The organism is Myxococcus virescens, from assembly GCF_900101905.1.
Taxonomy (GTDB): Bacteria; Myxococcota; Myxococcia; order Myxococcales; family Myxococcaceae; genus Myxococcus; species Myxococcus virescens.
In genome coordinates this window covers 197038-223085 of sequence record NZ_FNAJ01000011.1, presented here as the reverse complement: position 1 = coordinate 223085, position 26048 = coordinate 197038, and the positions used below count along the sequence as shown (strand labels likewise).

8 protein-coding genes are annotated in these 26048 nt (G+C 69.9%); 7 read left to right on the top strand and 1 reads right to left on the bottom strand.

The window, feature by feature from the left end; all coding sequences use genetic code 11:
* Positions 1-251: 251 nt before the first annotated feature.
* The 7 genes from BLU09_RS27440 to BLU09_RS27410 all read left to right on the top strand — a co-directional run bounded on the left by BLU09_RS27440 (position 252) and on the right by BLU09_RS27410 (position 8557).
* Complete coding sequence (locus tag BLU09_RS27440; RefSeq protein WP_090492645.1) at positions 252-1649, top strand: VWA domain-containing protein; 1398 nt, start codon at positions 252-254, stop codon at positions 1647-1649.
* 32 nt (positions 1650-1681) lie between these two features.
* Positions 1682-2191: a hypothetical protein gene (locus BLU09_RS27435; RefSeq protein WP_090492643.1), complete on the top strand. Its 510-nt coding sequence runs from the start codon at positions 1682-1684 to the stop codon at positions 2189-2191.
* Between the two features lie 73 nt (positions 2192-2264).
* Positions 2265-3653 (top strand): tRNA (N6-isopentenyl adenosine(37)-C2)-methylthiotransferase MiaB, encoded by a 1389-nt coding sequence (miaB, locus tag BLU09_RS27430; RefSeq protein ID WP_090492642.1) that lies wholly within the window; start codon positions 2265-2267, stop codon positions 3651-3653.
* Between the two features lie 4 nt (positions 3654-3657).
* Positions 3658-4173, top strand: a complete 516-nt coding sequence (locus tag BLU09_RS27425; RefSeq protein ID WP_090492640.1) for a gamma carbonic anhydrase family protein — start codon at positions 3658-3660, stop codon at positions 4171-4173.
* A 41-nt stretch (positions 4174-4214) separates the two neighbouring features.
* Complete coding sequence (locus BLU09_RS27420) at positions 4215-4685, top strand: cyclic nucleotide-binding domain-containing protein (RefSeq protein WP_090492638.1); 471 nt, start codon at positions 4215-4217, stop codon at positions 4683-4685.
* 407 nt (positions 4686-5092) lie between these two features.
* The gene (locus tag BLU09_RS27415; protein WP_090492636.1) at positions 5093-5872 is read left to right on the top strand and encodes a DedA family protein; all 780 of its coding nucleotides are present in this window, start codon (positions 5093-5095) and stop codon (positions 5870-5872) included.
* 123 nt (positions 5873-5995) lie between these two features.
* On the top strand, positions 5996-8557 hold the full coding sequence (locus BLU09_RS27410; RefSeq protein ID WP_167371170.1) for a patatin-like phospholipase family protein: 2562 nt from the start codon (positions 5996-5998) through the stop codon (positions 8555-8557).
* Here BLU09_RS27410 and BLU09_RS27405 read toward each other — a convergent pair.
* Positions 8544-26048: non-ribosomal peptide synthetase (locus BLU09_RS27405; protein WP_208610777.1), on the bottom strand; the 17505-nt coding region annotated here is incomplete at its 5' end. The two genes, BLU09_RS27410 and BLU09_RS27405, sit on opposite strands and share 14 nt — an antisense overlap.

Here is a 26048-nt window from a genome sequence, read left to right as displayed (position 1 = left end):
CGCCCCAGCACGTACTGTCAGTCTTTGTTTCATTGAGCAGCGAGATTCGGGCCCCCTTCGGCGCTCAGGCCAGGGGTTGCCCGACTCCCCTCTGAAACCGCAGCGGGTGGCTCGCGACTTCGGTCCGGAATAAGCGGCAATTCAGTAAATTTCAGTGATTACACCGCGTGTACCAGGGAGGCAGGCGTCCGGTCGCTTCATGGCTGTGCATTCCCGATTGCGCGCGGGCCATCCCCGGACATGATGGTTGCGTGGATGCCCGCATCGTCGAGTTCGCCGAGGTCCTTCGCCAGAACGGTGTGCGTGTCAGTACGTCCGAGGTCCAGGACGCGCTGCGCGCCACGTCCGAGGTAGGCCTCAAAGACCGGAACCTGTTCCGTTCGGTGCTCCGCACCACGCTGGTGAAGCGCGAGCTGGACGTGGACACCTTCAACCGGGCCTTCGAGTTCTACTTCTCCGGCGCGGCGAGGACGTTCGAGGACATCGACAAGTCGCTGGCGCAGCAATTGGAGGAGGAAGGCTACCTGGAGGGCGACCTGCTGAAGATGGTCCTCATCCAGATGCACCAGCTCCTCCCGGAGATGTCCCCCCTGGCCCAGGCCGTGCTGATGGGAGACCGGGCCCGGCTGGCGCAGATCTTCCGGATGGCCTCGCTGCAGTTGGACCTGTCGCGAATGGAGAGCCCGCTCCAGGCCGGGTTCTTCTCCCGGCGCATGCTGGCGGCGGCTGGGGCGGACAAGGCCCGGAACGACATGAAGTCGCTCGAGGACGAGCTGCGAGCCCGCGGCCTCCCCCCCGAAGGGGTGGAGATTGTCTCGCGCCATGTCGCGGCCGCGATGCGGAAGATCGAGGACGCCGCGCGCCAGGAAGTGAAGCGCCAGGCGGAGGCCCGCATCCGCCGCCGCACCGACACCGCCGCGGACAAGCCGCTGCACCTGCTCACCCAGGCGGAGGTGGACCAGATGGAGTCCGCCGTGCGCACCCTGGCGGAGAAGCTGCGCAGCCGGCTCATCCGGAAGCAGCGCTCGCACCGCAAGGGCGCCCTCAACGTGCGGCGCACCCTCCGCCGGAACCTGCCGTGGGGCGGGGTGCCCATGGTGCCCCAGTTCCGCAGCCGCCGCCCCGAGCGCCCGGAGCTGGTGGTGCTCTGCGACGTGTCCGACTCCGTGCGCCAAGCCTCACGGATGATGCTGCTGTTCATGCACACGATGCAGTCGCTCTTCGTCCGCGTGCGCTCGTTCGTCTTCGTGTCCGACGTGGGCGAGGTGACGCAGTACTTCAAGGACCTGGAGGTCGACGCCGCCATCGACATGGCGACCGCGGGCAAGACGGTGTCCCTGAGCGCGAACTCCAACTACGGCCGCGCCCTGGCCGACTTCACCCGGGACCACCTGGGCAGCATCACCCGCCGGACCACCGTGATGGTGATTGGCGACGGGCGGAACAACTACAACGCGAACAACGCCTGGGCCCTCAAGGACCTGCGCCGCAAGGCGAAGCGGCTCTTGTGGATCTGCCCCGAGGAGCGTGGCAACTGGGGCATTGGCGACAGCGAGATGCTCACCTACGAGAAGCACTGTCACCAGGCCGTCGTCGTCACCTCCGTGTCGGACCTGGCCCGGATCGCCGACCAGCTCGTGCCCGCGTAGTCCCGGGCCCATTCCCCCGCAAGGCACCTCCCATGTCTTCCTTCCTCTTCGACGACAACGGCTTCCAGGACGTCCCCAACCGGGAGTCGTCCACCGACCTCACCGCCGCCGACGACCGCACCCTCCGCTGGGCCGCCCCCCCGCTCGACGCGACGATGCTCGACGCCCTGGTCCGCTACCAGCAGACCTACCTTGCCCAGGCCTCCGGGCAGGGAACGGAGACCCTGGCCAAGGCCCACACCGAGGCCCTGGCCGCGTCGGGGCTGGACCCCAAGACGGCGGAGCAAGGCAGCGCGCTGCTGCGAGCCTTCGGCGGGCGGCGCTGGGCGGTCCGCAAGCTCCAGGACAAGCTGGGGCAGCTCCAGGGCGGCGCGGCGGACGAGCTCAAGGGCCGCATCCAGGACGAGCTGGCCAAGCAGGAGCGCGAAACCAACGCCCTGGCGCGGCGTTACGGCGAGGACGCCCTGGTGCTGCTCCGGGCCCGCGAAGCGGAGCTGGTGGACCTGCACACCCGGCTGACGCACCTGCTCAGCCGGGGATGAAGGCGGGCGGGCGGCTGGTTGCATTCCGCGTCCGGCCATCGGATAAGGGCACGTACTTGCTCAGGGTTCTTCCATGAAGCGCTATTTCATCCACACCTTCGGCTGCCAGATGAACGTCAACGACTCGCTCCGCATGAGCGAGGTGTTGAGCCAGATGTCCTACGCGCCGACGCCGGTGCCGGACAACGCCGACCTCATCATCCTCAACACCTGCTCCATCCGGGAGAAGGCAGAGGACAAGATGCTGTCCGCCCTCGGACGGTACAAGCCGGTGAAGGCCAGCCGTGGCGCGCTGATTGGCGTGGGCGGGTGCGTGGCGCAGCAGGAGAAGGACAAGCTCCTCAAGAAGGTGCCGTACCTGGACTTCGTCTTCGGCCCCGACAACATCGCGCGCCTGCCGGACATCATCGGCCGGGTGTCCGCGGAGCGGGAGCGGGTGGTGGAGACGGCCTTCGTGAACTCGGAGGAGTACGTCTTCCCGCGCGCCGACCCGGAGACGTCCCGCGGCAAGGTCACCGAGTTCGTCACGGTGATGAAGGGCTGTGACAACGTCTGCTCGTTCTGCATCGTGCCGCACACGCGTGGCCGCGAGGTGAGCCGGGCGTTCCCCGACGTGCTCGTCGAGGTGGCGGACCTGGCGAAGGTGGGCGTGCGTGAGGTGACGCTCATCGGCCAGAACGTGAACTCGTACGCGGGCGGCATCTCCTTCGCGCAGCTCCTGCTGCGCACCGCGGAGGTCCCCGGCATCGAGCGCGTGCGCTTCACCACCAGCCACCCGCACGACCTGTCCGACGAGCTGATCGAAGCCTTCCGCGTCCAGCCGAAGATCACCCCGCACTTCCACCTGCCGGTGCAGTGCGGCAGCGACCGCATCCTCAAGATGATGCGCCGCGACTACACGGTGGTGCAGTACCTGGAGCGCCTGGCGAAGCTGCGCGAGGCGCGGCCGGGCATCGCCGTCACCACGGACATCATCGTCGGCTTCCCCGGGGAGACCGAGGAGGAGTTCGAGATGACGATGCAGCTGACCGAGCAGGTCCGCTACGACAACCAGTTCTCCTTCGTCTACAGCCCGCGGCCCAAGACGGGCGCGGCCCTGCGCGAGAAGGACTGGGGCCCGGTGCCGCACGAGGTGAAGATCGCCCGCCTGGAGCGGCTGCAGAAGCTCCAGCGGCGCATCAGCGGCGAAATCACCGCGGCGCTCGTGGGCTCGGAGGTGGAGGTCATGGTGGAGGGGCACTCGCGCTACGACGCCACCAAGCGCTTCGGCCGCACGCCGGAGAACCGCACCGTCAACTTCGAAGGGGACGCCCCCGCGGGCGCCTTCGTGACGGTGAAGGTGGAGCGCGCCACGCCCAACCAGCTCGCGGGCAAGCAGGTGGCCCTGCTCAAGCCCCCCACGGTGGAGCCGCTGCCGGTGCCCATGGCCGAGGCGCCGTTCCACGTCGTCGCGGAGGCGTAGCCCCATGCCCCAGAGGCCATTCCGAGGTGTCTCCCCGCGCGTCCACCCGGGCTGCTTCGTGGACGACTCCGCCCAGTTGGTGGGTGACATCGAGGTGGGGGAGGACTCCTCCATCTGGTTCAACTGCGTGCTGCGCGGGGACGTGAATCCCATCCGCATCGGGAAGCGCACCAACGTGCAGGACCTGTCCCTGATTCACGTCACCAGCGGCAGGTCCGCCACCACGGTGGGGGACGACGTGACGGTGGGGCACCACGTCATCCTCCATGGGTGCACCATCGGCAACCGGGTGCTGGTGGGCATGGGCGCCACCGTCATGGACGACGCGGAGGTGGGGGACGACTGCATCATCGGCGCGGGCGCCCTGCTGACGCCGGGCACGAAGATCCCCCCGGGCTCCCTGGTGGTGGGCTCCCCGGGCCGGGTGAAGCGGCCCATCACCGAGGCGGAGCGTGAGTTCCTCTTGATGTCCGCCCAGCACTACGTGCTGCTCGCGGCCGAGTACCACACGGACCGCTGAGTCGCTCGCGGGCCTACGCTGGGCGTGTTAGGAGCACATCCATGGCTCTCGTGCCTGCCACAACGCTCAAGGCGTGTCCGCTGTTCAAGGGTTTCACGGACACCGGCATCCAGATTTTCGCCGGGGTCGCCGTTGCCCGTGCGTTCCCCAAGGGAACCGCGCTCTTCGCTGAAGGCAAGACGGGGGATTCGCTCCTCATCGTGGGCGAGGGCACCGTGCGCCTGAGCGCCAAGAGCGCAGGGGGCGAGGATGTATCCCTGGGTGAGGTCGGCTCCGGCGAACCCCTGGGGGAGCTGGCCCTGGTGCAGAAGGGTGAGCGGCTGTGCACCGCCACCGCCGTCACCGACGTGTTGGCCTTGGAGATTCGCGCCGCGGATTTCCAGAAACTCCTGGCCACCAAGCCGCAGGCCTGCGTGAAGCTGCTGATGGGCATCGTCGCGCACTTCGGCCAGAAGGCCCGGGACAACCGGGACATGCTGCGCACGCTCATCGGAAAAGCGCCCGCGGCCTGAGCCGAAGGTGACGCCATTCGGGCGGGCGGTGGTTAAGCTGCCCGGCGGCGCTGGTGGTGCGCGTCGAGTAGGGGCTGGTGGCTAGCGCTCGCACCTCGTTCCGCGGTGCGGGCCGAGGCGGCATGGGCCTCCTGGACGATTGGAACCCAGGTGGGCAGGCTGCCCGAAGGGGCGGCGAGACGTCGGGGCAGTGGGGCAGCGGGAGGCGGCGGTCGGAGAATAAGTAGAGACGACGGGCACCGAAGAGGGCCCAAGCAGAGGCCGGGTTTCAGGGATTTTTGGGGTCGGTTCCCCGTGTTGACCCGGAGTTTTGACGACCCGCGCCCGGTTGATGTCTGGGCGCTAGAGGGGCGGCCTCAGGTGACTGCCGGGGCGGGCCCTTCGGACGTGAACAGACAGGACGACGCGTGCAAGAACTTCTCACCAACCTCCTCGGCGACTCTCAGGGCGTCTTCGCCTATGCCACGGTGTTCGGCATCCTGGTGGCCTGCGGACTGGGTGTCCCTCTACCGGAGGACATCTCCCTCATCCTCGGGGGCTTCCTGGCCCACAAGGGGGCCGCCAACCTATCGGTCATGATGGTGGTCGGCTTCGCGGGCATCATCGTTGGCGACAGCCTCATCTACCTCGCCGGCCGCCGGCTGGGAGGGAGGCTGGGCCGTGAAGGCGGCGGTGGCTTCTTCGCCCGCATCGTCACACCCGAGAAACGCGCGAAGGTGGAAGGCCTCTTCGTCAAGCACGGCCAGAAGATCGTCTGCATCGCCCGCTTCATGCCGGGCGTGCGCGCCGTGACGTACTTCACCGCGGGCTCCGTGGGCATGTCCTACTGGCGCTTCATCTTCTGGGACGGCCTGGCCGCGCTGCTGTCCGCGCCCGTGTTCATCTGGCTTGGCTTCCACTTCGGTGGCGAGCTGGACACGATGATCTCCAAGTTCAAGGAAGGGCAGTTCGCCGTGATGGGCGTGCTGGCCGTGGCCGCCATCGGCTACTTCGTGTGGCGCCGCCGGCAGGCCGCGCAGCGCGCCCAGGCCGCCGCCATCGTGGAGCCCGTGGCGGTTCCCGCGCTGGTCCACGAGTCCGTGGCCGCGCCGCTGCGTCCCCAGGTGTCCACCACGGGCGACGCCCTGTTCGTCGCGGCGCCGGAGCAGGCCGCCGCCGACAGCTCGCACGAGCTGCAGAAGTCGTAGGCGTTCGAACCAAGGGCGCCGGGGACAACAGCTTCCCCGGTGCCTTCCGTGGTTGCCGGGCTTCCGGGATCAGGGTCAGGATTGAGGGATAGCCTCAACGTCGACCTTCATCTGAGCCCGCGAATGCCCAAGATCCTTCTTCGTGCCTGTGCCGTGGTCCTGCTCGCAGCCACCAGCACCGCGCAGGCGCAAGCTGTCCCTCCGGCCCCCTCCGAGGCCGAGGACTCCTCCACGCCCGCCAACCCCGTGCCGGCGGACGCCCCGCCTGATGCGCCAGCCGCGCCGCCTGAAGCCGAACCGGGCGAAGTGCCAGCCAGCGCTGTCGCTGAAGACGTTCCGGTGGTGAGCCCCGAGGTGCCGCCCGTTCCGCCGAACGATGGCGCGTTCGCGAAGGACACCGCGCTCGTCCCCGAGGGAACGCCGTTCCTGCCGCTGCACATCGAAGACCCCGCGCGGGCCCGCGCCCTGGCCGAGGAGACGGAGCGCAGCGCGCCGGCCCTGGTCGTCAGCGGCGGCATCAGCCTGGGCGCGTATCAGGCGGGATTCCTCTCCACGCTGGTCCGGTTCTGGAGCGTCGCGCAGCGAGAAGGCGCGCAGGCGGACCTGGGCAACCCGGCGCCGCGTGTGTGGACGGGCGCCTCGGCGGGGGCGGTGAACGCGCTGCTCGGGGGACTGGCCTCGTGTGACACGGCGTTCGCCCAGCCCACGTGGTCTCCCGAGCAGAGCCTCTTCTGGACCGTGTGGATCGACCAGCTCGACCTGGGGCGGCTGCTCCCTGAGGAGCGGAATGAGCCACCTCAGGGCACGCACCTCTTCAGCGAGCCCCACATGCAGGACACCCTGCAGCTCATCTTGAAGAAGGCCCAGACGACCCGCTTCAAGGAGGACTGCACCTTCGCCTACGGCATCACCGTGACGAACCTGCGCGGGCGCGAAGTTCCCTTTGGCGAGGGCGGGCCCGACGCCCAGTTCAAGCTGAAGCGCGTGACGGAGAAGCTGGTCGTCCAGGTGATGACGCAGGGCGAAGGGAAGCTCACCGCCCGGCTGCCATTCATGGAGGGCGCGGCGAGCGCGTCGTTCCCCCACATCGGCGTGAAGCCCCAGGAGCTCGCGTACTACCCGGCGCTGGGCGCCCAACCGAAGGGCGACGGCGGACACGAGGTGTCCTTGTCGAACCTGCTGCTCACGCCGCAGGCCTCCGGGGCCTTTCCGCTCGCGTTCCCGCCCGTTCCCGTCGAGGTCTCCTTCTTCAACCAGACGCAATGGGGGCCCCTGGAGTCCCTCAAGCTCATTGACGGCGGCGTGCTCAACAACAACCCCGTGGACCTGGCGGTGCGGCTCGGCTCGCGGTGGGTGGAGCGCAGCACCTCGCGGGAGACGACGCTCAATCGCGAGCGCTTCCCCGTCGTCTACCTGGACCAGGACGCCGTCGCCTGGGACTGGGCCCCACCGCCCGAACGGCCGGAGCGCTCCCGCAGCCCCCTGGACGAGGCCTACTTCCAGTACCTGGGCAACGTGCTGAACGCCGCGCGCGACAGCGCCGTGCTCAACACGCTGGAGCACGACATCAATCTGTCGGGCCGCATCCAGATTCCTCGCCGCACGTCGGTGCTCCCGTCGGAGTTCCAGTTCGCGATGATGGGCTTCTTCGACCGGCGCTTCCGCGAGCACGACTTCTACCGTGGCATGCAGGACGCCATCCGCTTCCTGTCGACCCAGCTCACCTCGACGCGCGCCGTCGACCTGCTGGTGCCTCGCGCCGGCAAGGAACGCCTGAGGGACCGTGAGCGCCGCGTGCTGAACGTCCTGGGCATCGACTCGCCCGGCTTCCGCTGCGTCGTGGGCAATGACTGCGCGGCGACGCCGCAGTTGGGGCGGCTGAGTCAGGCCACCAATGCCCTGACGCGGAAGGCGGAAGCGGGACAGCTCCAGAAGGGACGGGTCGACGACCTGCTCTCCGTGCTGGGCGACGTGGGCTACCAGTACAGCGAAGGCGTCATGGAGGAGATTGAAGCCACGGGGACCCGAGAGGACCTCATCCCGGTCCGCCAACGCGTGGGCACCGCCTTCCACAGCCTCGTCACGCAGCAGCGGGGCAACCTCAAGATTCCGCTCCGTCCCGCGGGCGCCGCGATCCTGGACGAGTGGCTGACGTATTCGAAGCCGCACCATGTCTGGACGCTCAGCGCCATGCGCCAGCGCGGTGTGGGCGTGGGCGTGGAGCTTCCGTTCCTGGCGTCCGAGCAGGGACGCGAGGACTACGCCTACAGCCGCAATGAGTGGCGCTTCGGCGCCGTGCTGTCTGGGCTGGGCGTGCGGGACATGGACCAGCTCGTGCCCAACGACACCCGCATCCGTTGGGCCTCGCTGGGCCTCTACATCGACTGCGTCTCCGACATGGACGGCTTCTCCGGCGCGATTCCGTTCCTCGACCTGGGGCCGTACGTCCGGTGGCGCGCCGGACTGGGCGTGTCCGCGGGCTACCTCAGCAATCCCAACGAATGGGCGCTGACGGTCCCGGAGGCCCGCCTGGGCGTGGACCTGGCGGAGATGGTGGGCGTGCGCCTCACGATGCCGGTCTACCTCCTCAAGAAGACGGAGGGAGAGCGGCGGCTCATCCGAGGGACGCCCAAGTACTTCAAGGAGCTGGGCCTGGGCGTCGAGTTCCTCCTCACGCGGTGGTGACCTTCAGCGCGCTCCGGAGCCGGTCCGCCAGCTCGCGGACCCCCGGGGCGCGCAGCACCCCGTAGTGGTCGCCGGACACGGCGTGCTGCTCCAGTCCGGTTCCCACGAGCGCCTTCCAGCCGCCGTCCTCGGGCAGGCCCTCCGCGCCCTCCGTCGCCTGGAGCCGCAACACCCGGCCCGGGTTCAGCGCGGGCGGCTGGTAGCGGCGGGCGGCCCGGAGGTTGGCCTCGAACACCCGGAGCAGGGCCCGCAGGTGCGCGGGCTCCATTCCGGGCGGCAGGGCGCCCGCGCGCTGACCGGCTTCCCAGAGCGCTTCTACCTGGGCCTCGGGTGACTGGGACGCGTCCAGCGTGGCCACGTCCGTGAACCCGATGCCCAGCAGGTCGCTCGCGAAAGCGGAGACGACCTGCGCGGCGTCGGGCTCCGGCTCGGCGGCGTTGAGCACCGCGGGCGTGTAGGCGTCGATGAGCGCCAACAGGGCCACCGTGTCGCCTCGCTCGCGAAGCTGGCGCGCCATTTCATAGGCAATGACGCCGCCCACGGACCAGCCGCCCAACAGGTAGGGCCCGGCGGGTTGGACCGTGCGGATGGCCTCCACGTAGGCGGCGGCCATCTCCTCCACCGTGCCCAGCGGCGGCGTGCTGCCGTCGAGCCCTTGCGCCTGGAGTCCGTAGAAAGGGCGCTCCGGCCCCAGCAGCCGGGCCAGCTCCGCGTAGGCCAGGACGTTGCCTCCGACCGGGTGCACGCAGAAGAACGGAACCTCCGTTCCACTCCGGCCCGCGTCGAACGGGATCAGCGACGACGTCGGTCCAGCGTCCTCGCGGCGCAGGAGCGCGGCGAGCTGCTCCACCGTGGGTGCCTGGAACAACGCGGACAGGGGAAGCGGCCGGCCCAGGGACTCGCGCAGGGCCGCGACCAGACGCACGGCCAGCAGCGAGTGGCCTCCCAGCTCGAAGAAGCTGGAGCGCACGCTGATGGGCTCCACGCCCAGGAGCTGCTCCCATGCACGAACGAGCCGCAGCTCCAGCCCATCCCGCGGCGCCACGTAGACCTCCTGGCTTCGGGTGTCCGCGAGCGTGGGTGAGGGCAGGGCCTTGCGGTCCACCTTGCCACTGGGGTTCAGGGGCAGGGCCGGCAGTGAGACGAAGGCCGGAGGCACCATGTACTCGGGCAGCCGCTGCTGGAGGTGCTGACGCAGCGCCTCCACGGTGACGGAGCCGCCCACGACATAGGCCACGAGCCGCTTGTCGCCGGGGCTGTCCTCGCGCGCCAGCACCACGGCGTCCTGGACCGCTTCGTGCGCACGCAGGGCCGCTTCGATTTCGCCCAGCTCGATGCGGAAGCCGCGCAGCTTCACCTGGAAGTCGAGCCGCCCCAGGTACTCCAGCGTGCCGTCATGCCGCCACCGGGCCTTGTCGCCCGTGCGATAGAGCCGCTCGCCCGGCGTGGGCGCGAATGGGTGGGGGATGAAGCGCTCCGCGGTGAGGCCAGGCTGGCCCAGGTAGCCTCGGGCCAGGCCATCCCCCGCCAGATAGAGCTCGCCCGCGGTGCCCAGGGGAGCCAGTTGCTGCCGCGCATCCAGCACGTACGCCCGAGTCCCCGCGAGCGGCTTGCCGATGACAGGGACCGGACTCGGGCTGTGCTGCACGCGCGCATAGGTGGCGTACACGGTGCTCTCGGTGGGACCGTAGGCGTTGAACACCGTCGTGCGCTCCGTGCTCGCCAGGCGGCTCCAGAGCGACGGGTCCATGGCTTCACCCGCGCACAGAATCCGCGCTGGGACGTGGGCACGCTCCAGCAGCCCGGCCTGGAGCAGAAGCGTCAGCTGCGCGGGCGTGCAGTCCAGGACGTCCACGCGCTGTTGCTCCAGCCACGCCAGCATCGCCTCCGGATCCCTCCGTGTGTCGTCGGGCAGCAGGCACAGGCAGTGACCGTCCGCCAGATGGACGAGCTGGTCCATGCTGACGTCGAAGTAGAGCGGCGCGTTGAGGCTGAACCGCTGCCCCGGCGCCTGCCCCAGGTGGAACGCGAGGTTCGAGGCCACGTGCAGCGAGGCCAGCGAGTGGTGCTGCACCATGACGCCCTTGGGCGTGCCCGTGGAGCCGGACGTGTAGATGACGTACGCGAGGTTCTCTCCGCGGACCTCCACCGTGACGTCATCCGTGGGCCGCGACGCCAGGTTCGACGCCCCGGTGTCCAGGCACAACAGATGCCGGACCTGCGGCTTCCAGGCATCCGCCAGCGCTTGGACGGTGAGCAGGACGGACGCGTCGCTGTCCTTCAGGACGAAGGACTTGCGCTGTGCCGGCGCGGACGGGTCGATGGGCACGAAGGCGCCCCCCGCCTTGAGCACCGCCAACACCGCGACGATGGCGTCCGGCGTGCGCTCCAGGCACAAGCCCACGCGGACCTCGGGGCCCACGCCCAGTGAGCGCAGGGATGAGGCGAGCTGGTTGGCCCTCGCGTCGAGCTGGGCGAACGACAGCACCTGCGCCCCCAGTGTCACGGCGGGGGCCTCGGGCGTGCGCGCGGCTTGCTGCTCGAAGCGCGTGTGGAAGAGCGCACCCCGCTCGCGGGCTGGCGCGATGTCGTGCCAGTCCACCATCAACTGCTGCTGCTCCGTCTCCGTGTGGAGGGACAGGGTCGCGAGGGCCAGGTCCGGCGCGGCCACGGCACGCTCCAGCAGCAGCCGGAGATGGGTGGCCAGCCGTTCCGCCGTGGCGCGCTCGAACAGCTCGGTGCTGTAGACGAGCGCCCCCTCGTAGCCATCCTGGGCACGCGCCAGGTCCAGGCTCAGCTCGAACAGCGTCACCCCCGAGTCGTCGGCGTCCGCGGGACGGACCGACAGCTGGGGCAAGGTCAGCTCGGGGACCTGGGTGTTCTGCAACGCGAACATCACCTGGAACAGCGGCGTGCGGCTCAGGTCTCGCGAGGGCTGGAGTTCCTCCACCAGCCGCTCGAAGGGCACGTCCTGATGCTCATACGCGCCCAGCGTGGTGTCACGGACTTGCGCCAGCAGCTGACGGAAGGTCATCGCGGGCGTGAAGCGGGCGCGCAGCACCAGCGTGTTCACGAAGAAGCCGATGAGCGGCTCGGTCTCCGCGTGGCGCCGACCGGCGATGGGTGAGCCGACCAACACATCGTCCTGCCCGGCATGACGGGCCAGGACCGACTGGAAGGCCGCGAGCAGCAGCATGAACGGCGTGACACCTTCACGCTGCGCCAGCGCATCCAGCATCAGCGCGAGCTCCTGGGGCAGCCGCACCGGCACCGCCGCGCCGTGGTGACGCAGCACCGCGGGCCGGGGCTTGTCGGTGTGCAACTCCAGCGCATGGGGTGCACCGGCCAGCTGCGACTTCCACCAACCGAGCTGCTCCTTCAGCGTCTCGCCCTGGAGCCACCCGCGCTGCCAGACCGCGTAGTCGGCGTACTGCACCGGAAGCGCGGGCAGGGCCGCGGGGTGCCCGTTGTGGAAGGCCTCGTAGAACGTGGTCACCTCGCGCACCAGCACGCCCATGGACCAGCCGTCCGAGACGATGTGGTGCAGGCACAGCAACAGGACGTGCTCGGACGGCTCCAGCTTCAGCAGCGTGGCGCGCAGCAGCGGCCCCGTGGAGAGATTGAACGGTTGTCGGGCATCCCGGGTGGCGCGTGTCATCGCCTCCGCTTCCCGCTGGGTCCGGTCCTGGATGTCCGAGAGGTCCACCACCTCCACCACCGTGGCGTGCGGAGGGTGGATGACCTGCCGGGGCTCGCCAGCCACCGATTGGAACGTGGTGCGGAGCGCTTCGTGCCGCTCCACCATGGCACTCACGGCTCGCCGCAGGGCTTCGACGTCGAGCGTCCCTGACAGTCGCAGCGCGGACGGCATGTTGTAGGACACGTCGCCCGGATTGAGCTGATCCAGGAACCACAGTCGCTGCTGCGCGAAGGAGAGCGGCAGTGCGCCATCCCTCCCGGCGCGCGTCAGGGGCGGGAGCCGGACGCTGGGCGTCGTGGAGGCCAGCCGCTCGGCGAGCGTCGCCACGGTGGGCGCCGCGAAGAACGCGCGGAGGTTCAGCTCCACATCGAAGGCGTCGCGGATGCGGGCCACGACCTGGGTAGCCAGCAGGGAGTGGCCGCCCAGCTCGAAGAAGTTGTCATGCCGGCCCACGGTGGGGATTCGCAGCAGCTCCTTCCAGATTTCCGCCAGCCGCGCCTCCGTGGGCGTCGCGGGCGGCTCGACATCGCGCATGAGCGTGAGCTGGGATGCGTCCGGTGCCGGCAGCGCGTTGCGGTCCACCTTGCCGGTGGACGTCAGCGGCAGGGCGGCCAGTGGCACGAAGACCGAAGGCACCATGTACTCCGGCAGCCGCTGCAGGAGGTGCTGGCGCAGCGACTCGGCCGTGACGGAGTCGCCCACGACGTAGGCCACGAGCCGCTTGTCCCCCGGCACGTCCTCGCGCGCCAGCACCACGGCGTCCTGGACCTGACCGTGGGTGCGCAGGGCGGCCTCGATTTCGCCCAGCTCGATGCGGAAGCCCCGCACCTTCACCTGGAAGTCGAGCCGCCCCAGGTATTCCAGCGTGCCGTCATGCCGCCACCGGGCCTTGTCTCCCGTGCGGTAGAGGCGGGCCCCCGGCTGTCCACTGAAGGCGTCCGGGATGAAGCGCTCCGCCGTCAGTCCCGGCCTGCCAAAATAGCCGCGGGCCACACCTTCTCCCGCGATGCACAGCTCGCCCGCGGTTCCCAGCGGAGCCAGTTGCTGGCGCGAGTCCAACACGTACACCCGCGTTCCCACGATGGGACGGCCGATGACGGGGACGGGACTCGGGTTGCCCTGAACGCGCGCGGAGGTGGCGCACACCGTGCTCTCCGTCGGGCCGTAGACGTTGAAGGCCGTCGTGCGCTCCGTGTTGGCCAGTCGATTCCAGAGCATGGGCGACATGGCCTCGCCTCCGCAGAAAATCCTGGCGGGGACGTGGCTTCGCTCGAGGAGCCCGGCCTGGAGCAGGAGTGCGAGCTGCGCGGGCGTGCAATCCAGCATGTCGACGCGCTGCTGCTCCAGCCACGCCACCATCGCGTCCGGGTCCTTCCGCGTGGCCTCTGGCACCAGACACAGGCAGTGTCCCTCCGCCAGGTGCATGAGCCGCTCCACGGTGCCGTCGAAGTACAGCGGCGCGTTGAGGCTGAGGCGCTGCCCGGCGGGCTCGGCCATCTCCAGCGACTCCGTCATGCCCTGGAGCAACCACGGCAGCGAGCGGTGCTGCACCATGACGCCCTTGGGCGTGCCCGTGGAGCCGGACGTGTAGATGATGTACGCGAGGTTCTCTCCGCGCACGTTCGCGGGGACGTTGTACGTGGGCAGTGACGCCAGTTTCGCGGCCTCGGTGTCCAGGCACAGCAGATGCCGGACCTGGGGCCGCCAGGCCTCGGCCAGGTGCTGGACGGTGAGCAGCACGGTGGCCTCGCTGTCCTCCAGCATGAAGGAACGGCGCTGCGAGGGCGCCATCGGGTCGATGGGGACGAAGGCGCCTCCGGCCTTCAGGACCGCCAGCAGGCTGATGATGGCCTCCAGCGTGCGCTCCAGGCACAGGGCCACGCGGACTTCCGGGCCCACGCCCAGCGTGCGCAGCTGCGCGGCGAGCTGGTTCGCCTTCGCGTTGAGCTGGCTGAAGGACAGCACCTGCTCATCCAGCGCCACGGCGGGCGCGTTGGGCGTGCGTCCCACCTGCTGCTCGAAGCGCGTGTGGAAGATGCCTCCGCGCTGGACGCTGGAGGTGGTGCTGTTCCAGTCCACCATCAACTGGTGCTGCTCCGCCTCCGTGTGGAGGGGAAGGGTGGACACGGGGTCATCCGGTGACGCCACGGCGCCTTCCAGCAGCAGCCGGAGATGCTCCACCAATTGCTCCGCCGTGGCGGGCTCGAACAGCTCGGTGCTGTAGATGAGCGCGCCCTGGTAGCCCTCCGGGAGGCGGGCCAGCGCCAGCTCCAGCTCGAACCGGCTGACACCATGCGTCGGCTCCAGCTCTCGCAGGGAGAGCTCCTGGAGGGCCAGCTCGGAGCCCGGCGCGTTCTGCAGGGCGAAGATGGCCTGGAACAGCGGCGTGCGGCTCAGGTCTCGCGAGGGCTGGAGTTCCTCCACCAGCCGCTCGAAGGGGACGTCCTGGTGTTCGAATGCGCCCAGGGTGGTGTCGCGCACTTGCGCCAACAACTGGCGGAAGGTCGTCTCCGGGGAGATTCGGGCGCGCAGGACCAGCGTGTTGACGAAGAAGCCGATGAGTGGCTCGGACTCGGCCTGACGGCGCCCGGCGATGGGCGAGCCCACCAGCACGTCGTCCTGCCCCGAGTGCCGGCACAACAGCGCCTGGAAGGCCGCGAGCAACAACATGAACGGCGTGACGCCTTCCTTCTGGGCCAACGCGTCCAACGCCTGACTGAGCGCGAACGGAAGCTGGACCTGCACGCCAGCGCCCTGGTGCGTCACCACCGCGGGTCGCGGCTTGTCCGTGGGCACGTCGAGCGCGTGCGGCGCGCCCGCGAGCTGCTCCTTCCACCAGCCCAGGTGCTGCTTCAGCGTCTCGCCCTGCATCCACCCGCGCTGCCACACCGCGTAGTCGGCGAACTGCACGGGGAGCTCGGGCAGGGACGCGGGCTGTCCGCGAAGGAAGGCGTCATAGAACGCGGCCACTTCCCGGACGAGCACGCCCATGGACCAGCCGTCCGAGATGATGTGGTGCATGCACAGCACCAGCACGTGTTCGGTGGGGGTCAGCGTCAGCAGGGTGACGCGCAGCAGGGGGCCCGTGGACAGGTCGAACGGCTGCTGTGCGTCAAGGGTGGCGAGCTTCAACGCCTCGGATTCCCGATACGCCCGCCCCTGGAGTCCCGAGAGGTCCACCACCTTCAGCGGCAGCGCTCGCGGTGGATGGATGACCTGGCGGGGCTCGCCGCCCTGGGCCTGGAACGTGGTGCGGAGCGATTCGTGCCGCTCCACCAGGGCATTCGCGGCGCGCTGCAGGGCGTCGACGTCCAGCGTCCCCGACAGGCGCAGCGCGGACGGCATGTTGTAGGAGGCGTTGCCCGGCTGGAGCTGATCCAGGAACCACAGGCGCTGCTGGGCGAAGGACAACGGCGCCGGCCCCTCACGCCGGGCCCGGGTGAGCGGTGGCAACCGAGGACCGGGCGTGGCGGAGCCCAGACGTTCCGCGAGGGCCGCCACGGTAGGGGCCTCGAAGAACGCGCGCAGGCTCAGCTCCACGTTGAAGTCGGCGCGGACGCGGGCGACCACGCGCGTGGCCAGCAGGGAGTGGCCCCCCAGCTCGAAGAAGTTGTCGTGGCGTCCCACCGCGGGGACTCGCAGCAGCTCCTGCCAGACCTCCGCCAGCCGGGCCTCCATGAGCGTCGCGGGGGGCATGCTGTCGCGCTTGAGGGCCAGCTGCGAGGCCTCCGGCGCGGGGAGGGCCTTCCGGTCCACCTTTCCGCTGGGCGTCAGGGGCAGGGCGGCCAGTGACACGAAGGCGGCGGGCACCATGTACTCGGGGAGGTTCCGGCGAAGGTGTTCCCGGAGGGCGGACGCCTCCAGTTGACCCGCGTCTGGCGCGGACGACGGCACGACGTACGCCACCAGTCGCTTGTCGCCAGCGACGTCTTCGCGGACATGCACCACGGCGTCGTGGACCGTGGGATGCGCGCGGAGGGCGGCCTCAATCTCTCCAGGCTCGATGCGGACGCCGCGGACCTTCACCTGGGTGTCGCCGCGGCCCAGGTACTCCAGGTTCCCATCCCGGCGCCACCGCGCCAGGTCTCCGGTTCGATACAGCCGCTCACTGTCAACGAAGGGCGAAGGCACGAAGCGCTCCGCCGTCAGCTCCGGTCGGCCCAGGTAGCCTCGGGCCACACCCCGTCCGCCGATGAACAGCTCTCCGGGCACGCCCGGGGGGACGGGCTCCAGCTCGCGGTCCAGCACGTACATACGCACGTTCGTCAGCGCCCGGCCAATGGGCACCTCGCGCTCGGTGCCCGGGGACGCCAGGACTCCGGCCGCTGACAGGTTCACGGACGTGGCCACCGCCGTCACCTCGGTGAGCCCGTACGTGTTCAGCAGGGGCAGCTCGACCCCGACGCTCCGCTGCCACTGGGCCACTCGCTCCGGCGCCACGCGTTCGCCGCCAATCACCACCCACTTCAGTCCTGGGGGGAGACGGGCGGTGCCCGCATCGAGGCTCGCCGTCACGTCATGCCAGAAGGCCGTCGGCAGGTTGAGCTGCGTCACGCCCGCCGCTTCACACTTCGCCAGGAACGCGCCGGGCTCGTCGAGCATGTCCGGGGTCCGGAGGACCAACGTCCCGCCGCTCGTGAGGCACGGGTAGATCTCCTCCGCGCTGGTGTCCCAGCTGATGGAGGCGAACTGGAGCACCCGGTCTCCTGGCGCCACCGGAAAGGACGTCCACGCCGCGCGGGTGAAGTTGACCAGCGACTGGTGCTGGACGACCACGCCCTTGGGCCGGCCCGTGGAGCCGGACGTGTAGAGCACGTACGCAGAAGCCTCGGGGGGCACCAGGACAGCGGGGGCCTGGGGCACGCCGGAGGAGGGAGGCACCTCCGCGTCCAGCCAGACGCGGCCCTCCGCGGCCCCCAGACGCTCGCGGAACGCCGCACGGGCCACGATGACCCGGGCGCCGCTGTCCTCCAACATGAAGCGCAGGCGCTCCGCCGGATACTCCGAGTCCAGCGGCACGTACGCTCCGCCAGCCTTGAGCACCCCCAGCAACGCGACCAGCAGCTCCACCGAGCGCTCCACGCACACCGCGACGCGCTGCTCCAGCCCCACGCCCGCCGCGCGCAGGCGGAGGGCGAGCGCATTCGCCCGCGCATCCAGCTCCCGGTACGTCACGGACTCCGCGCCCGCCACCACGGCCAGCGCGTCGGGCGTGCGAGCCACCTGCGCCTCGAAGAGGGCGTGGATGCGCGTGTCGTTCGGAAGTGGCTCCCGAGCGCCGCTAGCGGCGTCGAGCAAGGCCTGACGCTCCTCGGGAAGCATCATCGGCAGCGCGGCGACACGCTCGTCCGGCCGGGCCAGGACGCCTTCCAGGAGCCGTTGGTAGTGCGAGGCCAGCCGCTGGGCCGTGGCCTCTTCATACAAGTCGGTGCTGTAGTTGAGCGTCCCGCTGAAGCCATCCGCGCCACGGAACAGGTCCAGGCTCAGCTCGAACAGCGCCACGCCCGTGTCCTCACCGTCTGCCGACCGAACCGTCAGGCCCGGCAACACGAGCTCGGGGATGGGCGCGTTCTGCAGGGTGAACAGCGTCTGGAAGAGCGGGGTGCGGCTCGGGTCCCGCTCCACCTGGAGTTCCTCCACCAGTCGCTCAACGGGGAGGTCCTGATACTCGTAGGCCCCCAGCGTGGTGTCGCGCACCTGTGCCAGGAGCTGGCGGAAGGTCAGCTCGCGGCCGAAGCGCGCGCGCAGCACCAGCGTGTTCACGAAGAAGCCGATGAGGCTCTCCGTCTGCGCATGGTGTCGACCCGCGATGGGCGAGCCCACCAACACGTCATCCTGCCCCGAGTACCGGTTCAGCAGCAGGTGGTACGCCGCGAGCAGCACCATGAAGGGCGTGACACCCTCGCGCTGGGCCAGCGCCTCCACGCCCTGGCTGTGCGCCAGGGAGAGCTGTACGGGCACCGACGCGCCCCGGGTGCTGAGGAACGCCGGGCGCGGCTTGTCGGTCGGAAGCGCCAGCGCGTGCGGAGCGCCCGCGAGCTGCTCCTTCCAGAAGCCGAACTGCTGGTTCAGCGCGTCGCCCTGGAGCCACCCCCGCTGCCACACCGCGTAATCGGCGTACTGCACCGGAAGCTCGGGCAGGGACGCGGGCTGACCGGCATGGAAGGCGCCGTAGAGCGAGGTCACCTCGCGGACCAGCACGCCCATGGACCAGCCATCCGAGATGATGTGGTGCATGCACAGCAGCAACACGTGCTCGGACGGCGCCAGCTTCAACAGGGTGACGCGCAGCAGGGGCCCCTGGGTCAGGTCGAAGGGACGCCGGGCATCGGCGGTGACGCGCTTCAGCGCCTCCGCTTCCCGGTGCGCCTCGTCTGGAATGCCTGAGAGGTCCACCCGGTCCACGGCCACGGGGTGCGGCGCATGGATGACCTGGCGAGGCGCGCCGTCCTCGGTCTGGAAGGTGGTGCGGAGCGATTCATGCCGACGGACGATTTCGTCCACGGCGCGCTGCAAGGCGGCCACGTCCAACGCACCCGACAGGCGCAGCGCCGTCGGCATGTTGTAGGACGCGTTCCCCGGCTGGAGCTGATCCAGGAACCAGAGCCGCTGTTGGGCGAAGGAGAGCGGCAGTGCTCCGTCCCCCCGGGCTCGCGTCAGGGCTGGAAGCCGGGGACCGGATGAGGCGGAGGACAGGCGCTCGGCGAGCGCGGCCACGGTGGGCGCCGCGAAGAACGTACGCAGGTTCAGGTCCACGTCGAAGGTGGCGCGGATGCGCGCCACCAATTGGGTGGCCAGCAGGGAGTGGCCGCCCAGCTCGAAGAAGCTGTCGCGCCTGCCCACGGTGGGGACACGCAGCAGCTCCTTCCAGACCTCCGCGAGCTGAGCCTCGAGGGGCGTCGCCGGCGGCTCGACATCGCGTTTGACGGCCAGGTTCGAGACGTCCGGGACGGGCAGGGCCTTCCGGTCCACCTTGCCGGTGGGGGTGAGGGGCAGGGTGCCCATCAGCACGAAGGCGGACGGCACCATGTACTCGGGCAGCCGCTCCTGGGCGTGCTGACGCAACATCTCCGCGGTCACCGGCGCCTCGGGAGTCACCACGACGACGACGTAGGCGACGAGCCGCTTGTCGCCGGGCACGTCCTCACGGACCAGCACCACGGCTTCCTGCACCTGGTCGTGGGTCCGCAGCACGGCTTCGATTTCACCCAGCTCGATGCGGAAGCCGCGCAGCTTCACCTGGAAGTCGAGCCGCCCCAGGTACTCCAGCGTGCCGTCATGCCGCCAGCGCGCCTTGTCCCCCGTGCGATAGAGGCGGGCCCCCGGGGTTCCACTGAACGCGTCGGGGATGAAGCGCTCCGCAGTCAGCTGCGGCTGCCCCTGGTACCCACGGGACAGGCCGTCTCCTGACAGGTAGAGCTCACCCGCGATGCCCGCCGGGGCCACCCGCTGCCGCGCATCCAGCACATAGGCCCGCGTGCCCTGGATGGGCCGCCCGATGACGGGCACGGGCGCGGTGCTGTTCCGGACGCTCGCCGTGGTGGCGCAGACGGTGCTCTCCGTGGGGCCATAGGCGTTGAACGCCGTGGTGCGCTCCGTGCTGGCCAACTGCTTCCAGAGCGACGGGGCCATCGCTTCTCCCGCGCACACGATTCGCGAGGGCACATGCGTCTGCTCCAACAGTCCAGCCTGGAGCAAGAGCGCCAGCTGCGCGGGCGTGCAGTCCAGCACGTCCACGCGCTGCTGCCCCACCCACGCCAGCATCGCCTCCGGATCCTTCCGCGTCTCCTCGGGCACCAGGCAGAGGCAGTGTCCGTCCGCCAGATGGACCAGCGGCTCCAACGCCCCATCGAAGTGGAACGGGGCGTTGAGGCTGACGCGCTGGCGGGTGGCTCCCGTTGCCTGGAACGCCTCCGTCGTTCCCGCGTGCATGGCGAGCAACGAGCGGTGCTGCACCATGACTCCCTTGGGCGTGCCCGTGGAGCCAGACGTGTAGATGACGTATGCGAGGTTCTCCCTGAGGACGTTCACCACGACGTTCCGCGTCGGGAGTGACGCCAGCTTCGAGGCCTCGGTATCCAGGCACAACAGGTTCCGGATCTGGGGCTTCCAGGCATCGGCCAGGTGCTGGAGGGTGAGCAGCACGGACGCGTTGCTGTCCTTCAGGACGAAGGACTTGCGCTGCGCCGGTGCAGCCGGGTCGATGGGGACGAAGGCCCCACCTGCCTTGAGCACCGCCAGCACCGCGACGATGGCATCGGGCGTGCGCTCCAGGCACAGGCCCACGCGGACCTCCGGGCCCACGCCCAGCGTGCGCAGCTGCGCGGCGAGCTGGTTCGCCTTCGCGTTGAGCTGGGCGTACGTGAGGACCTGGGACTCCAGCGATACGGCGGGGGCATCGGGCGTCCGAGCCGCCTGCTCCTCGACGCGCAGGTGGAAGGTGGCCTCGCGGGCCATGTCCGCTGCGTCGTCCGGCTGCGGCGCCTCCTCCCTTTCGAGCGGCAGCGCGGAGACAGGGGTGTCCGGCGACGTCACGGCTTCTTCCAGCAGGACCTGGAGGTGCGCCACCAGTCGCTCCGCCGTGGCGGACTCGAACAGGTCGGTGCTGTAGACGAGCCCGCCCTGGTAGCCCTCCGTCGCCCGGGACAGGACCAGCTCCAGCTCGAAGCGGCTGACCGTGTGCTTCGACTCGAAGCCCCGGAGGGACAGCTCCGGGAGCGTCAGCTCGGGAACCGGCGTGTTCTGCAGGGCGAACATCACCTGGAACAGCGGCGTGCGGCCGTCCTCACGGGCGGGGTGGAGGTCCTCCACCAGCCGCTCGACGGGGAGGTCCTGGTGCTCGTAGGCCCCCAGCGTGGTGTCACGCACCTGGGCCAGCAGCTCCCGGAAGGTCGGGTCCTGTCCGAAACGAGCGCGCAGGACCAGCGTGTTGACGAAGAAGCCGATGAGCCCCTCCGTCTGCGCGTGGCGACGGCCGGCGATGGGCGAGCCCACCAGCACGTCATCCTGCCCGGAGTACCGGTTCAGCAGCACCTGGAAGGCCGCGAGCAACACCATGAAGGGCGTGGCCCGCTCCTTCAACGCGAGCGCGTCCACGGCGTCGCTCAGGGCCGCCGGCAACTGGATGGGCGTGTTGTCGCCCTGGAAGGACGGCTGCTCCGGCCTCGGCTTGTCGGTGGGGAGCTCCAAGTACGGCGGCGCGTCCGCGAGCATCCCGCGCCAGTAGTCGAGCTGCGCTTCCAGGACCTGGCCCTGCAGCCACTTCCGTTGCCACGCCGCGAAGTCCGCGTACTGGAACGGGAGCGGGGGCAGGGGAGACGGTTGCCCCTGCCGGAAGGCGCCGTAGATCGCCGCCATCTCCCGGACCATCACGCCGTTGGACCAGCCATCCGTGACGATGTGATGCATGTTGAGCACCAGCACGTGCTCCGTCGCGGACTGCTTCAACAGGATGCCGCGGACCACCGGGCCCTTCGCCAGATCGAAGGGGCGTTGGACCTCTTCCTGGACCCGTCGCAGCGTCTCCGCCTCACGAAGATGGGCGACGGCCTCACCCGACAAGTCCAGGACCTCGATGGGAACCTGAGAGGGCGGGTGGATGACCTGGACGGGTGAGTCGCCTTCCATGCGGAACGTCGTCCGCAGCACCTCGTGGCGGGCGACCAGCGAGTCAAAGCTGCGCTGGAGCGCGGGCAGGTTCAGCGCGCCCGTGAGCTGGAGCGCCAGCGGGTGGTTGTAGGCACTGCTGCCCGTTTCGCTCCACTGGCTGATGACCCAGAGCCGCTGCTGGGAGAAGGACAGGGGCAGCGAGGCGCGCCGGTCCGCGTGGGTCAGTGCCGGCACCGCGGCGTCGGACTGCGTGGGCGCGTTCTTCTGGCCGTCCAGGTACGCCGCGAGTCCGGCGACCGTGGGGGACTCGAAGAAGGCGCGCAGCGGGAGCTCGATGCCGAAGCGCGTCCGCACGCGCACCACCACCTGGGTGGCCAGCAGCGAGTGGCCTCCCAGCTCGAAGAACCCATCGTGGATGCCGACCCGGCCGACGCTGAGCACCTGGGCGAAGAGCTCGGCCAGGGACTCCTCCGTCGGCGTGCGCGGTGCGACGTAGAGGCCCCGCTGGACGGTGGGCGCCTCGGGGGCGGGCAGGGCCTTGCGGTCCACCTTTCCGCTGGGCGTCAGCGGCAGGACGCCCAGGTGAACGAAGGTCGACGGCACCATGTGCTGGGGGAGCTGCTTCAGCAGATGTGCTCGCAGCGTCTCGGCCTCCAGCGGCGCCGAGTCACCCGTGATGTAGGCCACGAGGCGGGCATCCCCTCGCGTCTCCTCACGGACTACGGCGACGGCGTCACGCACGCCGGGATGCGTGCGCAGCGCGGTCTCGACTTCACCCAGCTCGATGCGGAAGCCGCGCAGCTTCACCTGGAAGTCGGCCCGGCCCAGGTACTCCAGCGTGCCGTCCGGCAACCACCGCGCCACGTCTCCGGTGCGGTACAGGCGCGCGCCCGGTATGCCGCTGAAGGCGTCGGGAATGAAGCGCTCCGCCGTCAACTGCGGTCGTTGCCAGTAGCCGCGTCCCACCTGCACGCCGCCAATGTGCAGCTCGCCCGGGATGCCCACCGGAGCCGGCTGCCCGTGCGTGTCCAGTACGTACAGCACCGTGTTCGCCACCGGCCGGCCAATCGGGACGCGGTGGAAATCCTCGCCACGAGGGCAGGGCCAGTACGTGACGTCCACTGCTGCTTCCGTCGGGCCGTAGAGGTTGTGCACCCCCACCGGTGCGGGCAGCCGCGCGTACGCCTTCTTCACCAGCTCCGCGCTCAACGCCTCGCCGCTGCACACCACCCGCCGCAGGCTTCCCAGTCCCTCCAGCCCGGGCTCCTCCACGAAGGCGCGCAGCATCGACGGCACGAAGTGCACCGTCGTCACGCCCTCCGCCTTCATCAGCTTCACCAGGTACGCCGGCTCCTGGTGCCCTCCAGGCCGCGCTACCACCAGCTTCGCCCCTGCCAGCAGCGGCCAGAAGAACTCCCACACCGACACGTCGAAGCTGAAGGGCGTCTTCTGCAGCACCACGTCCGTGCCGCCAAGCCCGTACTCCTCCTGCATCCACTTCAGCCGGTTGACGACGCCACCGTGCGCATTCATCGCCCCCTTCGGGCGCCCCGTGCTTCCTGAGGTGAAGATGACGTACGCCAGCGACTCCGGGCCCACTTGCACCGCCGGCTTCGTCACCGGCTGCTTCGCCACTTCTCCCGCTGCGCTGTCCAGGCACACCACTCGCGCGGCGCTGGGCGGAAGCACCGACTTCCACTTCTCGTGCGTCAGCAGCACCGACGCACCGGTGTCCTCCAGCATCCACCCCAGCCGCTCCTTCGGGTACGCCGGGTCCACTGGCACGTAGGCTGCGCCTGCCTTCAGCACGCCCAGCAGCGCCACCACCATGTCCACCGAGCGCTCCAGGCACACGCCCACCAGCGACTCCGGGGCCACTCCCAGCCCCCTCAGGTGGTGCGCCACCTGGTTCGCCTTCGCGTCCAGCTCCCGGTACGTCAGCCGCTCCGACTCGAACGCCACCGCCACCGCGTCCGGAGTCCGCGCCACCTGCGCCTCCATCAGCGCGTGGATGGTCACCTCCGAAGCGGGGGCCATCTCACGTCCCTGGAAGCCCTTCAGCACCTGTTGCTGTTCATCGTCGGGCAGCATCGGCAGCGCTTGAATGCGCGTCTGCGGATCGCGCACGACCGCCTCCAGCAGCGTCTGGAAGTGCCGTGTCAGTCGAACCGCCGCTTCGGGTGTGAAGAGGTCCAGGCTGAACTCCAGCCCTCCCTCCAGACTCCCGTCGCCCAGCTCCATCAGCGACAGGGTGAGGTCGAGCCGGGCCGTGTCCGTGCTGGACCGCAGTTGCTCGACCGTCACGCCCGGCAGCGACGGCGGCTGCATGGGCGCGTTCTGCAGGGCGAACATCACCTGGATGAGCGGCGTTCTGCCGCCACCGCGCTCGCCGCCAACGGCCTCGACCAGCCGGTCGAACGGCACGTCCTGGCGCACGTAGGCCGCCAGGGACTCCTCGCGGACGCGCGCCACCAGCTCCGCGAAGGTCGGCGTCCCATCCAACCGGGCCCGCAGGGCCAACGTGTTGACGAAGAAGCCGATCAGGGGCTCCAGTTCCGACTGGGTGCGGTGGGCAATGGGGCTGCCCACGCAGAAGTCCTTCTGTCCCGAGTAGCGGGAGAGCAGCACTTCATAGGCCGCCAGGAGCACCATGAAGAGCGTGGCACCCTGGTCACGAGCCACCTTCTTCAGGGCTTCCGCCAGCTCCGCCGACACCGCGAAGAAGTGGCTCGAGCCCCGCACGGTGCGGGTCGCGGGCCGGCCCAGGTCGCCGTGCAACTCCAGCGCGGGAACCCCCATGAGGTGAGTCCGCAGCTCGGCCAGCTGCGTCTGGATGCCCTGCGACTGCACCCACTGCTGCTGCCACGCGGCGAAGTCCGCGTACTGCACAGGCAGGGGCGGCAGGGAAGACGGCTGGTTCTCACTGAGCGCGGCGTAGAGTGCGGCGACCTCACGCACCAGCACGCCCATGGACCAGCCGTCCGATGCGATGTGGTGCAAGCACAGCAGCAGCACGTGTTCGTCCGCGTCCAGACGGAGCAGCACGGTGCGGAGCAGGGGCGCAACGGACAGGTTGAACGGGAAGCGGGCTTCCTCCGTCATCCGCTGCCGCACGCGCGCGTCGCGAGCTGGCCCCTTGAGCGAGGACAGGTCCTCCACGGGAAGGTCCCAGACCTCTGGCGCCGGCTGGACGTGCTGCGTGGGCAGTCCCTCCGTCGCGGAGAATGAGGTACGCAACACCTCGTGCCGAGCCACGACTTCGGCGAAGGTGCGCCGCAGCACGTCCACGTCCAGCGCGCCGGACAGCTTCAGGGCGAAGGGCACGTTGTAGACGGCATGGCCCTTCTGGAGCTGCGCCAGGAACCACAGGCGCTGCTGCGAGAAGGACAAGGGCAGCGCCGAATCCCGGGGCACGGGCAACAACGGAGGCATCGCCGCGCGCGACGCCTGCATCATCAGCGCCTCGATGCGCTCCGCCAGGCCCGCGAGCGTGGGCGCCTCGAACAGCGCCCTCAGCGGAACCTCGACGCCGAGCGCCGCGCGGATGCGCGTCACCAACTGCGTGGCCAGCAGCGAGTGGCCTCCCAGTTCGAAGAAATCGTCGTGTGGCCGCACGCGCTCGACGTGCAGCACCTCCCGGAACAGCGCCGCCAGTTGCTGCTGGAGCAGGGGCAGGTCCGCCGCCTGGGTGTCTTCGGAGGGCGACAGGTCCGGAGCCGGAAGGGCCTTGCGGTCCACCTTGCCATTCGGAGACAGGGGCAGGGTGCCCAGCGCCACCACGGCGTTGGGCACCATGTACTCGGGGAGCCGCTGGCGCAGATGCTCCCGGACAGACGCGGTGTCCACATTCTCCGGTGTCACGTAGGCCACCAGCCGCCGGTCCCCGGGGATGTCCTCGCGCACCACGGCAATCGCCGTCTCCACCGCGGAGTGGTTGCGCAGCGCGGCCTCGACTTCACCCAACTCGATGCGGAAGCCGCGCAGCTTCACCTGGAAGTCCACGCGGCCCAGGAACTGGAGCGTGCCGTCCGCCTGCCAACGCGCACGGTCTCCCGAGCGGTACAGCCGAGCCCCCGGAGGCCCGAAGGGATTGGGCACGAAGCGCTCGGCCGTCAGCGCGGGCTGGCCCAGGTACCCCCGGGCCAGTCCGTCACCGCCGATGAGCACCTCACCCGGGACGCC